This is a genomic window from Actinomycetota bacterium, assembly GCA_035536535.1.
Classification (GTDB): Bacteria; Actinomycetota; JAICYB01; order JAICYB01; family JAICYB01; genus DATLNZ01.
Genome location: DATLNZ010000091.1, coordinates 1 through 11,850, shown reverse-complemented (window position 1 = coordinate 11,850; position 11,850 = coordinate 1). Strand labels below are relative to the sequence as shown.

Below are 11,850 nucleotides of genomic sequence, written 5' to 3'. Positions count from 1 at the left end.
CCCCGCGCCGGGGCGGGCCCACCGCCCGCCCCGGCGCCACCCCCGAAGCCATGCGGTATCATCTGGCGTCCCCCACCCCTGACAGGCGGTCGTCATGCCCAAAGTGAACATCTCCGAGGTCATCGAGTTCCCGCAGCTGCGGTCCGACCTGCCGAAGTTCGGCCCCGGCGACACCGTGAAGGTGCAGGTCCGGGTGTCGGAGGGCAACAAGGAGCGCGTGCAGGCCTACCAGGGCGTGGTCATCCGGCGCCGGGGCGGTGGCACCCGCGAGACGTTCACGGTCCGGAAGATCTCCTTCGGTGTGGGCGTGGAGCGGACGTTCCCACTGCACTCGCCGAGCCTGGCGGCCATCGAGCTCGTGTCGCGGGGCGACGTCCGGCGCAGCAAGCTGTACTACCTGCGCGGCAGGGTCGGACGCGCGGCTCGGATCAAAGAGAAGCGCGACTAGGTGGCGCGGGAAGTGGCGACGCCGGTCGAGGACAACGTCGCCGGCGGACGGCGGCACGGGATCATCTCCTTTTTCAAGGAGCTTCCGGTCCTGATCGCGCTGGCGCTCGGGATCGCGCTGATCATCAAGGCGTTTTTGATCCAGGCGTTCTTTATCCCGTCCGGATCGATGGAGCCCACGCTGGCGATTCACGACCGGGTCCTGGTGAACAAGCTGACGTACCGGTTCCACAAGCCGGAGCGCGGGGACATCGTCGTCTTTGAAGACCCAAGCCCTCCGCAGTGCAGGCAGATCCCGGGGCTCGCGCTGCCGCCCGAGTGCAACAAGAGCATCCCGCGTAAGGCCCGTGACTGGTTCGCGGAGCTGTTCGGCATCCCCACCGGCGACAACACCAAGGACTTCATCAAGCGCATCGTCGCCCTGCCGGGAGAGGAGTTCGAGATGCGCGACGGCGACGTCTTCATCAACGGCCGTAAGACCGACTTCGAGTCCAAAAAGGGGGTCGAGGGTCCACAGAAGGACGAGACCGACTGGACCCCCGTGAAGATCCCGAAGGACCACTACTGGGTCCTGGGTGACAACCGGGCAAACTCCTCGGACAGCCGCACGTTCCGGTCCATCCACCGGGACAAGGTCGTCGGGAAGGCATTCGTGATCGTGTGGCCCCCAAAGCGGTTCGGAGGACTGTAGCCGGACGCTCCCGGACCCGCGCCAAGGCGGCGGGTCCCGTCCCGGCGGGACGCCTGGAGTCGATCCTGGCGCGGCAGGGCTACCGGCTGGTCGCCGGGGTGGACGAGGTCGGGCGGGGGGCCCTGGCGGGTCCTCTGGTGGCGGCTTCCGTCCTGCTCGACGTGGACCGCATTCCCAAAGGCGTCTGCGACTCCAAGATGCTCACGGCCCTGCAGCGCGAGAGGTGCGCCGCCGAGGTGCTGTCCGCGGCTGTGGCGGTGTCCTGGACCGTCGTGGACGCCGAGGACATCGACGGCGACGGGCTGCACGTGTCCAACCTGGCGGCCATGGTCCGGGCCGTCCGCGCCCTGCGTCCGGCCCCCGACTACGTGATCAGCGACGGATTCGCCCTGGACGATCAGGGGTTCCCCCACATCGGACTACCCCGGGCCGACGCGCTGTCCGCCGCGGTTGCGGGGGCCTCGGTGGTGGCGAAGGTGTCGCGCGACTCGTTTATGCGCGTCCTGGACACCCAGTACCCGGGGTACGGATTCTCACGCCACAAGGGCTACGGCACCGCCGAGCACTGGACGGCCATCAGGGCCCTGGGGCCATCCGCCGTGCACCGCAGGTCGTTCAAGGGAGTGGCCAGCTACCAGCCCTCGTTCGAGGACCTCTGAGTGCCGCTCCCGCGCGCTGAGCGGCCGGTTCGGCCAGTGCCGGTGATAGCCTGAGGCCAAAGGCCCCGGCGCCCGAGGAGCTCCCGCGTATGTCCGCCGAAGACCTCGAGAAGTACGAGACCGAGATGGAGCTCCAGCTCTACCGGGAGTACCGCGACGTGCTCCAGATGTTCAAGTTCGTGGTCGAGACGGAGCGGCGGTTCTATCTGTGCAACGAAGCTCACCTGGAGATCCGGGGTGTGGACAGCCAGGTGTACTTCGAGCTCGTGCTGGCGGACGCCTGGGTCTGGGACATGTACCGCCCGGCCCGGTTCGTGACCAACGTCCGCGTGCTGACGTTCAAGGACGTCAACATCGAGGAGCTCACAAAGGACCCCTCGGCCCTGGAGGCCCTGGCCAGGGAGTTCGGACAGCCCGAGAGCTGAGCGTCGCCGCCCTGTCGTCACCCCCCTCTAGCCTCCCCCGCATGACGACCGCGAGGCGAGTGCTCGGGACGCTGGGGGAGCAGGCGGCCAGTGAGTCGCTGGAGGCCCAGGGCTACAGGATCCTTCACCGCAACTACCGCGTTCGAAGCGGGGAGATCGACATCGTCTGCGAGCACGACGGAGTCCTCGTGTTCTGCGAGGTGAAGGCGCGGACGTCGGCGATGTTCGGCCTGCCGGAGGAGGCGGTGACGCCCTCCAAGTGCCGCCGGATCAGGCACCTGGCGGCTGAGTACCTGCACAGGGAGCACCGGCGGGCGAGGACGGTGCGCTTTGACGTCATCTCGGTGCTCGTGAACTCGGGGGTCGTCCGCGAACTGCGGCACATCCCGAACGCGTTCTAGATGGCCTACGAGACGCTGCTGCTGGACCGCGATGGCTACGTCGCGACCGTGACGATGAACCGTCCGGAGCGGCGCAACGCCGTCACGCCGCAGATGTTCGCGGAGCTCGAGTCAGTGTTCCGCGAGCTGTCCGCTGACGACTCCTGTCGCGTGGTGATCCTCACCGGTGCCGGGGGCGCGTTCTGCTCCGGTCTCGACCTCAGTGCCCTGGGCGGGGGCGGTGTTCCCACGCCGGCGTCATTCCGCGACCGCATGCGCGACGTGAACGCATGCATCCGGGCGATCGCCGACTTCCCGAAACCGACCATCGCCGCGGTGGAGGGCATCGCCGCGGGAGGCGGCTGCAACCTCGCCCTCATCTGCGACATCGTCGTCGCCTCAGACGATGCGCGGTTCGCGGAGCTCTTCGTGCGGCGTGGGCTGACCGTTGATATGGGCGGGACCTGGGCCCTGACCCGCCGGGTGGGTCTGCACAGGGCGAAGGAGCTCGCGTTCACCGGCGACACCGTGTCCGCCCAGGAGGCCGAACGGATAGGTCTGGTCAACCGGGTGGTCCCGAAGGCCGCGGTGCTCAAGGAGTCCGCGGAGCTGGCCTCCCGCATCGCCGCGAACGCGCCGGTGGCGGTCCGGATGGCCAAGCACGGCCTCAACCGGGCGTCGGAGTCCGGGCTGGAGGAGTCGCTCGACCTCGAGGCGCACGCCCAGGCCATCTGCTCGTCCACCCAGGACGTGGTTGAGGGCGTGACGGCATTCCTGGAGAAACGGGAGCCGAAATTCCAGGGCCGCTGAGCGGCTAAGGGACGATGAAGACCGGGGTCCCCGTGGGGACCTGGTCGAACAGGTTCTCGACGTCCGGCTTGCGCATTCGGATGCACCCGTGGCTGGACCTGCGGCCCACGGAGGCCGGGTTCGGCGTCCCGTGGATGACCAGGGCCTGGCGGTCCAGGCGCATGGCCCTCGTCCCGAGGGGGTTCTTCGGGCCCGGCGGGATGAACGCCGGCATCGTCCGCGCCCACCCGGACCCGGGGTTGCGCCAGGTCGGGTTCTTGGCTTTCTCGCGGATGTAGTACGCGCCGGGCGGAGTGGGGAACTTCAGCTCGCCGACCCCGACGGGGTAGGCCTGGCGCATCGTGATCCCCTCGTACAGCTCCAGGCGGAAGTCCCGCAGCTTCACGACGATCGCGAACTTGGGCGGGGGAGCGGGCGGGACCTCGCGCACCGGCAGCTCCAGGCGCGCCGACGAGCCCTCGAGGGCGTCCAGGAGCTGGCGGCGCATCACGGGCATGTCCAGCTCTACGCCCGGCTGGCCCGTGTGCAGGATGACGCCGTCCTTCGTCAGCTCGTAGCGGCTGGCCTGGGAGGCGCTGGTGAAGCTCTTGGCGACTTCGATCAGCCGTGCGTCCAGCTTTTTGTCGTCGACCTGCAGTCCTTCGGGCGTCCGCCGGACCCCCAGTTCCTGGGGCGTGAGCCGGATCGGCTCCCCGGCCGTGGCGATCTGCACGTTCGGGACGACCAGCGCCGACTGGGGTGTCTGGTTGACCACGTGGACGGCGGCGGCGCCTGGGATCAGGGCGGCGACGGCCGCCAGCAGGCCGAGGATGCGCGACATGCGCAGATTGTACCGGCCTGCGGACGGGGCACCGGCGGGGCGTCGGAGTTGGCTACGGTAGCGCCGTCGGCTGAGGGACGTGGGGGTACGCGTGCTCGAGCGGCTGGGGCGGTGGGTGGTCCGGCGCAGGAAGGTCGTGCTGGCCGCGTCCGCCGTAGCGATCGTGGTGTCGGCGGTACTGGGAGCCGGCGTCGCCGAGCGGCTTTCGTCCGGAGGCTTTGACGACCCGGGGGCCGAGTCCAGCGAGGCCGCGAGGATCCTGGAGAGCCGGTTCAAGACCGGCGACCCGAACCTCGTGCTGCTCGTCACCGCCCGGCAGGGAAGCGTGGACTCCTCCGCCGTAGCCGCCCAGGGGGCAGCGCTCACCGAGGAGCTTTCGGCGGAGCGGGGCATCGACCAGGCGCTGTCCTACTGGTCACTTTTCTCGGCCCCCCCGCTGCGCAGCCGGGACGGCCGCCAGGCGCTGGTGCTCGCGCGGATGACGGGCACCGAGGACGAGATCGACGACCGCGTCGAGGTGCTGTCGCAGAAGTACACGCGCAGCACGGACGCCATCACCGTCGGAGTGACGGGGTTCGCGGAGGTCTTCCGCCAAATTGGGACCACGATCGAAAGGGACCTGGCGAGGGCGGAGGCGATCGCCATCCCGGTCACGCTCGTGCTCCTTGTCCTGGTGTTCGGAAGCGTGGTTGCCGCGTCCATGCCGCTGGCCGTCGGGATCGTGGCTGTGATCGGGACGTTCCTCGTCCTGCGCATCGTGGCGTCCGTGACTCAGGTGTCGATCTTCGCTCTCAACCTGACTACCGCGATGGGACTGGGACTGGCTATCGACTACGCCCTGTTCGTCGTGTCGCGGTTCCGCGAGGAGATGCGAAACGGAATGCACCCCCACGACGCGGTCGTTCGCAGCGTCCAGACCGCCGGACGGACCGTGGCGTTCAGCGCGCTGACTGTCGCCGTCTCGCTGGCCGTGCTGCTTTTGTTTCCGCTGGCGTTTTTGAGGTCCTTCGCCTATGCGGGGATCGCCGTCCTGGCCTTAACGGGCTTGGGGGCGGTGGTCGTCCTGCCGGCGCTTCTTGCGGTGCTCGGCCCCCGGATCGACAACCTGCGGATCCTGCGCCGGGAGCCAAAGCCCGTCGGAGAGGGGTTCTGGCACCGGGTGGCGATGTTCGTCATGCGCCGGCCCATCCCGATCGGTCTGGCGGTCGTCGCGCTGCTGCTGTTCCTGGGGGCTCCTTTCCTGCGAATCGAGCTCGGCCTGCCGGACGACCGTGTCCTGCCACCCGAGATCTCCAGCAGGCGCGTGTCCGACGAGATCCGCAAGGGGTTTGAGTCCAAGGAGGCCGGGACGGTGGCCGTGGTGGCTGCCGAGTCCGGACCGCCCCGCGCCGTGTCTTCGTCCATCGACTCCTACGCCACCGCCCTGTCGAAGGTGGACGGCGTCTCGCGGGTTGACGCCTTCACCGGGTTCTACGTGGACGGGCGCAAGGTCGCTCCGGCCGTGCCCCAGCTGGCACAGAGGTTCTCGGCGCAGGCGTCCACCTGGCTGGCGGTGGTGCCGTCCGTCGAGCCGCTGTCGGAGCGGGGGGAGCGGCTCGTCCGCGCGGTCCGGTCGGTGCCCTCTCCGTTCCAGGTGGTGGTGGGGGGGCCGTCGGCGCAGCTGGTGGACGCAAAAGAGACGTTGCTTTCCCGGATGCCGCTGGCCGCCGGGATCATCGGCGTCGTCACGTTCGTGGTGCTGTTTTTGATGTTCGGGAGCCTCCTCGTGCCGCTGAAGGCGGTCGTGCTGAACCTGCTCAGCCTCACGGCGACATTCGGCGCGATGGTCTGGATCTTCCAGGACGGCCACCTTTCGGGCCTGCTCGGGTTCACCGCCATCGGCAACATCGCGATCTCGACCCCGATCCTGATGTTCTGCATCGCGTTCGGGCTCTCCATGGACTACGAGGTGTTCCTGCTGTCGCGGATCAAGGAGGAGCACGACCGGACGCACGACAACCAGCTCGCGGTCGCGGTCGGCCTGGAGCGGACCGGACGCCTGGTCACCGCAGCGGCGGCCTTGATCGCGGTCGTGTTCCTGGCCACGGCCACGTCGAAGGTGTCGTTCATCAAGCTGTTCGGCCTGGGGCTGACCATGGCCGTGATCATGGACGCGACGCTCATCAGGGGGGCTCTCGTCCCGGCGTTCATGAGGCTGGCCGGGGAGGCGAACTGGTGGCTGCCGAAGTCGTTGCGACGGTTCCACACGAGGTTCGGGATCAGAGAGTCCGGGGAGCCTGACGCGGGGGCCGAGGTTGCCGGCCCGCCTAGCCTGGTGGACGAGTCCGACCCCGGCGAGGCTCCGGACGCCTACGACGAGACGGACGAAGAGGCCGTTGAGGAGCCGGGGGAGGTCCGGGAGCCGGTGACGGTGGCCCGCGGGAGAAACCCTCGCCGCGGGCGGGTGCCCGCTGCCACCCGGACCGCTGTCCGCCGCCGGCCGGACGGTCCCTCGGCGTGGGAGGCCCGGTGACCCGACAGGTCCGGTTCCTGGTTCCCCCGGACGAGATCGTCGCGGACCAGGTGGTTCTCAGGCGCTGGAGCCCGAGCCAGGTCGGGGCGATGGTGGCTGCGGTCGCTGAGAGCCGGGAGCACCTCAAGCCGTGGATGCCGTGGGCCCAGAAGCCGCTGGACGAGCGGACGTACGCGGACCTGGTCGCGAGGGCCCAGGAGTCGTTCCAGGCCGGACGCGAGTTCGCCTACGCGATGTTTCCTCCCGACGACGCGAGCAAGGTGGTCGGCTCCTGTGGGCTGCACGCAAGACGCGGACCGGACACCCTCGAGATCGGCTACTGGGTGCACGTGGACCACGGGGGCCGGGGGCTCGCGACCGCCGCCGCCGACGCTCTCACCTCGGTTGCCTTCGACCTGGGCGCTACGCGGGTGGAGATCCGCTGCGACGAGGCCAACCTGCCGAGCGCGGCGGTGGCGCGCAAGGCCGGGTTCACCCTGCAAGGGGTCCGGGACCGGGAGCCCGAAGCCCCCGGGCACTCCGGCCGGGAGATGGTGTGGGTGAAGACCCGCTCCACGTGAAGTCGGGGCCGGGTCCAGGCCTGCGCGCAGGAGGAGTACCGCGTCGCGGCGAAGTTAGCCGCATGTCTCCCACCCGCCGGTGCCACGCGCATCTCGTGTTGCTCGCCCTGGTCGCGTCGGTCCTGCTCCCGTCGCCGGCTGCCGCGGCCGTCCCCGAGCCTCCCTACGAGCACACGTACGAGCGCGTGCTGGTGTCCATGCGCGACGGCGTGGAGCTGTCCGCGGACATCTGGCGTCCGGTCGTCCCGGAGGGACAGAAGGTGCCCGTCATCCTCACGCTCACCCCCTACCGGGCGCTGTACCGCGCCAACGACCGCCAGGAGAGCACTCTGCCGTCCATTACCGGCAGCGTCGCGCGCCGGTACGTGCCCAAGGGCTACGCCTTCGTCCTGGCCGACGTCCGGGGCACGTACAACTCCGGCGGCTGCTGGAGCTACGGCGGGAAGTCCGAGCGCGAGGACGGCTACGACCTGGTGGAGTGGTTCGGCACCCGAGACTGGTCCAACGGCCGCGTCGGGATGATCGGGGGCTCCTACGACGGGACTACGGCCAACGCCGCGGCGGTCGAGCAGCCGCCGCACCTGTCCACGATCGTGCCCATCTCCGCCATCAGCCGATGGTGGGGATACGCCTACCACGGCGGTGCGCGCGTGACGTACTCGGGTGAGACCGCAGACGCCGATCCACCCTCGGACACGCCCACGGACTTCATGTTCGCCTACGGATTCATCCCGCCTCCGTCGCCGAGCGCAGCCGACGACCCGGCTCGCATCGCTGCCCGGTGGAACCCGTGCGACCGCGTCCGGCAGACGCTGAAGGGCTACAGCACGCAGCCGGATTACGACGAGTTCTGGCAGGAGCGCGACTACCTCCGCCACGCCCCGGACATAAAGGTCCCGGCGCTCGTCGCGCATGGACTGCTGGACTCCAACGTCAAATCCTGGGAGGGCACGGCCTGGTACCAGGCTCTCGGGGGGCCAAAGCGGCTCGTTGTCGGCGGATGGGGGCATAGCGTGCCGCTCGTCACCGGCTGGAATCAGCTGCTGGACCGGTGGTTTGCGCGGTGGCTGATGGACGTCCCCAACGGGGTGGAGGACGAACCGGGCGTCTGGGTGCAGCAGGGGACCCAGGGACCCCGCGTCCAGTCCTCATGGGGCACCGGAAGCGTCCTGCGGGTGCCGCTGGCCGGTGACGCGTTCACCTATACAGACGACGGCGCGCTGACGGAGTCCGAGATGATCCGGGGGCTCGGCGCGGGACTGCGCTTCACGTCCGTCCCGGTTGAGGTGCCCGCCGGCGTGGAGGTCGAGGGGCGGCCGGTGTTGAGGCTGAGGGCCCGGACCAACGCCACGAGCACGCACTTCGTCGCCACGCTTCGCGCGGGACAGCGGGTGGTCGGGCGCGGCTTTCTGAATGCCCGTTACGCGGACTCACTGGAACAGGGACAGGACCTGGTCCCAGGCGTGGAGCGATCCTTCCCGATCGAGCTCATAGACAACGACTTCAGGCTCCAGGCCGGTGAGAAGCTGGAGTTGCTCCTTGCCTCGTCGAGCACGACCTGGGTCGCGCCGGACGAGCAGAGGTCAACGAACACCCTTTTGCTCGACGGCTCGTTCCTCGAGCTCCCTCTTCGCGGGCAGTGACCGTCTGCTCAGCCTGACGGGGGCGGAGGGATCCGCGCCGCCGTCACTCGCCCAGCAGTGCGTCCACCTTCGGCAACCCGTCGAACCGGGTGAACGTCCCCTGTTCGGCGATCTCCTGCGCAGCCTGCAGGAACCCGCCCCACGCCGTGCGCGCGAGAGTGCCGCCGACGCTGATCCGACGAACCCCAAGGCTCGCGGCCTCCGCCACCGTCGTGAAAGGGGAGTTGATCAACAGGTTCACGGGCTTGGGTGACACGGCGGAGACGACCGCCGCGACGTATTCCACCGTCGTGATCCGCGGCGCATAAAGGCAGTCGGCGCCTGCTTCGGCGTACGCGCGCAGTCTTCGGATCGTCTCGTCTATGTCGGGCCGCCCGCGGACGAACCCCTCGGATCGTCCGGTGAGGACAATTCCGGTGCCGCTTTCATCGATCGCTTGCCGGGCGGCTGCGATCCGCTCCACGGCCAGTCCGAAATCGAAGAGCGGCTGGGACTCGTCCCCCGAGGAGTCTTCGATCGAGAGGCCGGCGATCCCGGTGTCAGCGGCCAGTCTCACGTTCTCTGCGACCTGCTGCGGGTCCACGGCGTAACCGCCCTCGAAGTCGGCGTTCACCGGCACGTTCACCGCGCCGGCCAGGACACGCAGATGCTCGAGGGACTGGTCGAGGGTCACCTGGTTGTCCGCGACGCCCAGCGTCCACGCCAACCCGGCGCTCGTCGAGGCCAGTGCCTTGAAGCCCATCCGTTCCAGGGCCCGCGCGCTGCCGGCGTCCCAGGGGTTGGGGATCACGAAGCAACCCGAGGAGTGCAGCCGGTGGAACTCGCCGACCCGATCCTCCTGAACGCTCATGCCACACCTCCCTCGACATGCGAAAGTCCGTCACTTTAGTCCCGCCTCGATCAGGCCTCGAGCGACAAGGCCGCCCTCAGTGCCAGTACAGCCGGGTCGAACTGCGGTCGAGGGCCGCACGAGCCAGGCGCGGGTAAAGACCACCCGCGACGCGCGTCCACCGGACTGCGAGGACCTCTCTGAATTTGCGTTCAATGATCAGGTGGCCGTCCACCACCTGCAGTCCCGGGTCGAGAACCTCCGACTCCCAGCGCGGCGAGAACGATACGAACATCGCTCCGCGGGTCCCGTCCGACCACCCGTACACGTGCTGGGCCAGCAGGCGACGGTGGCAGGAGACGACGGCCAGATCGGTCGCCGGGCAGGTTGCTCTCATCGCCTCCGCCGCGGCGGCCGCCTGCGTCAGGTCGTCGGTCGGACGCTGCATCGCCACCTGCACGCCGAGGAGCGAACGGATGTGCGCCGGAGGATCGGCGAACGACATAGCGATCCCATGCTCGGTGCAATCGACCTTGCGCCCGTCCACCTCGGCTTGGCATCGCATTCTCCGCCGGCGGATCTCGTTGATCCACTCGGCCCGGGGCCTTGTCGCCGGACGCGCCACGACCGGAAGGTGCTCAAAGAGCCACTGCTGCCGCCAAAGCCCCGCGACGCCGACGCATCGGGGGACGGGGGCGCCGAAGGCAGTCAGGACGTCGTCCTGTTCCGCGTGTTGATGCGTCACGCCATCGGGATCGATAGCGATTCGATGGGGGACGCCCGTGCAGGCGACCTCCGTCTCCACGGGGTCGATCGCCTCCCACAGCGGCGAAGCAGTTAACGCTGCGCTGCATTCGCACGTGACCACTACCTCAGTTGCCGCTGTATGAAGTTGCACCCGGAAACCCGCGGCAATATCCAGCCCCCGGCCGCCACCTCCTCCGCGTCCAGCACCAGCACTATCCGGCCCCGGTCCCTGTAAATGAACGTTGCGTGGACGCCGTAAGCCGACTTCTCCAGTCGGTCGATGAAAGCGGGGTCTCGGAACCGGAGCCTGAGAGCCTGGTCGAGCGGGAGGCCTGCGGTGCCCGCCGGGTAGTCACTGACTTCTGCGAACCCCCCGTCCTGGCAGTCGGGCTGGGGCAGGCCCCCGGTCCTCTCCAGCGCCAGGTCCGGCAGGGACTCGCCGTACTGTTGCTGACCACCGTCGGGCGATTTGCTCTCCAGCCCTACGAGGGCAACAGCGGCAACGGCTGCCACGGCCACGCCGGCGACAGCCGTCCACCGCGCGGCCCTGGACCGACCGGGTGAGGCACCGTCCTCCACCGGCTCCTGAGCGACCCCTGCGGTGCCCATCTCCTCGGCCATCCACCATCATGGTCGCTAATCGATCGGACGAGCGGGCAACTCCGTCCGATGTCGGCACCCGCCCCTATGATGCGGCTCCTTCCTTCGCCTTCCCGCTTGGTCTATTCGGGGAGGCGCGCATGCTCTCGTGGTCCGCGGGTGCCGTGCTCACCGGTGTCGACGCAACCGTCGTCAGGGTCGAGTGCGACCTCGGCAACGGGCTCCCGGCGTTCACGGTCGTAGGGCTCCCGGACGTATCGGTCCAGGAGGCCCGGGAGAGAGTGCGTGCGGCGATCCTTCACTCGGGCGAGCCGTTTCCCATGTGCCGCATCACGGTGAACCTCGCCCCGTCCGACGTCCGCAAGCAGGGGCCGTCGCTGGACCTAGTGCTCGCGGTGTGCCTGCTGGTCGCCCAGCAGCGCGCGCCGCAGCAGGGTCTCGAGGGCCGGATGTTCATCGGCGAGCTCGGTCTGTCCGGGAAGGTGCATGCCGTGCGCGGCGCCCTTGCCTCCGCGGAGGCCGCGAGACGAGCCGGGATGAAGCAGGTCGTCTGTCCGGCCGCGAATGCGGGGGAGGCGGCCCTGGCTGGGCTCCCGGTGGTGCCGGTGGAATCGCTTCGGGAGGCGATGGACGTCATTCGCGGACGCGGCCCCGATGCGGTCTTGGCCGACCCGGCCGGGATGCTGGACGACCCCGTCCACCGGGGGTTGTGCCTGGAGCAGATCCG

14 protein-coding genes are annotated in these 11,850 nt (G+C 69.2%); 10 read left to right on the top strand and 4 right to left on the bottom strand.

Translation table 11 applies throughout. The features are described 5' to 3' along the window. Positions 1-94: 94 nt before the first annotated feature. The 6 genes from rplS to VNE62_06380 all read left to right on the top strand — a co-directional run bounded on the left by rplS (position 95) and on the right by VNE62_06380 (position 3,412). Complete coding sequence (rplS, locus tag VNE62_06405) at positions 95-448, top strand: 50S ribosomal protein L19 (GenBank protein HVE91913.1); 354 nt, start codon at positions 95-97, stop codon at positions 446-448. 12 nt (positions 449-460) lie between these two features. Continuing rightward, positions 461-1,138: a signal peptidase I gene (gene lepB / locus VNE62_06400; protein HVE91912.1), complete on the top strand. Its 678-nt coding sequence runs from the start codon at positions 461-463 to the stop codon at positions 1,136-1,138. Then, positions 1,108-1,797, top strand: a complete 690-nt coding sequence (locus tag VNE62_06395) for a ribonuclease HII (GenBank protein HVE91911.1) — start codon at positions 1,108-1,110, stop codon at positions 1,795-1,797. Before lepB ends, VNE62_06395 begins: the two co-directional genes overlap by 31 nt. 89 nt (positions 1,798-1,886) lie before the next feature. After that, positions 1,887-2,222, top strand: coding sequence for a DUF2469 domain-containing protein (locus tag VNE62_06390; GenBank protein HVE91910.1), 336 nt, complete (start codon positions 1,887-1,889; stop codon positions 2,220-2,222). Positions 2,223-2,263: 41 nt separating this feature from the next. After that, the gene (locus VNE62_06385; GenBank protein HVE91909.1) at positions 2,264-2,623 is read left to right on the top strand and encodes a YraN family protein; all 360 of its coding nucleotides are present in this window, start codon (positions 2,264-2,266) and stop codon (positions 2,621-2,623) included. Next, complete coding sequence (locus VNE62_06380) at positions 2,624-3,412, top strand: enoyl-CoA hydratase/isomerase family protein (protein ID HVE91908.1); 789 nt, start codon at positions 2,624-2,626, stop codon at positions 3,410-3,412. Between the two features lie 4 nt (positions 3,413-3,416). Here the strand turns inward: VNE62_06380 and VNE62_06375 are convergent, their stop codons facing one another. Further along, complete coding sequence (locus VNE62_06375) at positions 3,417-4,232, bottom strand: L,D-transpeptidase (GenBank protein HVE91907.1); 816 nt, start codon at positions 4,230-4,232, stop codon at positions 3,417-3,419. A 79-nt stretch (positions 4,233-4,311) separates the two neighbouring features. Here VNE62_06375 and VNE62_06370 point away from each other — a divergent pair, with 79 nt between their 5' ends. From VNE62_06370 to VNE62_06360, 3 genes are all read left to right on the top strand, one after another. Next, positions 4,312-6,744 (top strand): MMPL family transporter, encoded by a 2,433-nt coding sequence (locus tag VNE62_06370; GenBank protein HVE91906.1) that lies wholly within the window; start codon positions 4,312-4,314, stop codon positions 6,742-6,744. Further along, complete coding sequence (locus tag VNE62_06365) at positions 6,741-7,304, top strand: GNAT family protein (protein HVE91905.1); 564 nt, start codon at positions 6,741-6,743, stop codon at positions 7,302-7,304. Before VNE62_06370 ends, VNE62_06365 begins: the two co-directional genes overlap by 4 nt. Positions 7,305-7,366: 62 nt before the next feature. Further along, entirely contained in the window at positions 7,367-8,947 is a 1,581-nt protein-coding gene (locus tag VNE62_06360) for a CocE/NonD family hydrolase (GenBank protein HVE91904.1), read from the top strand. Positions 8,948-8,990: 43 nt separating this feature from the next. Here the strand turns inward: VNE62_06360 and VNE62_06355 are convergent, their stop codons facing one another. The 3 genes from VNE62_06355 to VNE62_06345 all read right to left on the bottom strand — a co-directional run bounded on the left by VNE62_06355 (position 8,991) and on the right by VNE62_06345 (position 11,144). Continuing rightward, positions 8,991-9,797 carry an isocitrate lyase/phosphoenolpyruvate mutase family protein gene (locus VNE62_06355; protein HVE91903.1) on the bottom strand — a complete coding sequence of 269 codons (807 nt, stop codon included), beginning with the start codon at positions 9,795-9,797 and terminating at the stop codon, positions 8,991-8,993. Positions 9,798-9,873: 76 nt separating this feature from the next. Further along, on the bottom strand, positions 9,874-10,581 hold the full coding sequence (locus VNE62_06350) for a hypothetical protein (GenBank protein ID HVE91902.1): 708 nt from the start codon (positions 10,579-10,581) through the stop codon (positions 9,874-9,876). Between the two features lie 62 nt (positions 10,582-10,643). Beyond that, entirely contained in the window at positions 10,644-11,144 is a 501-nt protein-coding gene (locus VNE62_06345) for a hypothetical protein (GenBank protein HVE91901.1), read from the bottom strand. A 119-nt stretch (positions 11,145-11,263) separates the two neighbouring features. On the opposite strand from VNE62_06345, the gene VNE62_06340 reads away from it, so the two are divergent. After that, on the top strand, positions 11,264-11,850 hold a 587-nt coding region (locus tag VNE62_06340; GenBank protein ID HVE91900.1), incomplete at its 3' end, for a magnesium chelatase domain-containing protein.

Excerpts from the sequence above, each read along its gene's own strand:
- VNE62_06345 (HVE91901.1), bottom strand. The coding sequence starts at position 11,144 with ATGGCCGAGGAGATGGGCACCGCAGGGGTCGCTCAGGAGCCGGTGGAG.
- VNE62_06360 (HVE91904.1), top strand. The coding sequence starts at position 7,367 with ATGTCTCCCACCCGCCGGTGCCACGCGCATCTCGTGTTGCTCGCCCTG.
- VNE62_06375 (HVE91907.1), bottom strand. The coding sequence starts at position 4,232 with ATGTCGCGCATCCTCGGCCTGCTGGCGGCCGTCGCCGCCCTGATCCCA.
- VNE62_06390 (HVE91910.1), top strand. The coding sequence starts at position 1,887 with ATGTCCGCCGAAGACCTCGAGAAGTACGAGACCGAGATGGAGCTCCAG.
- VNE62_06355 (HVE91903.1), bottom strand. The coding sequence starts at position 9,797 with ATGAGCGTTCAGGAGGATCGGGTCGGCGAGTTCCACCGGCTGCACTCC.
- VNE62_06380 (HVE91908.1), top strand. The coding sequence starts at position 2,624 with ATGGCCTACGAGACGCTGCTGCTGGACCGCGATGGCTACGTCGCGACC.
- rplS (HVE91913.1), top strand. The coding sequence starts at position 95 with ATGCCCAAAGTGAACATCTCCGAGGTCATCGAGTTCCCGCAGCTGCGG.
- VNE62_06385 (HVE91909.1), top strand. The coding sequence starts at position 2,264 with ATGACGACCGCGAGGCGAGTGCTCGGGACGCTGGGGGAGCAGGCGGCC.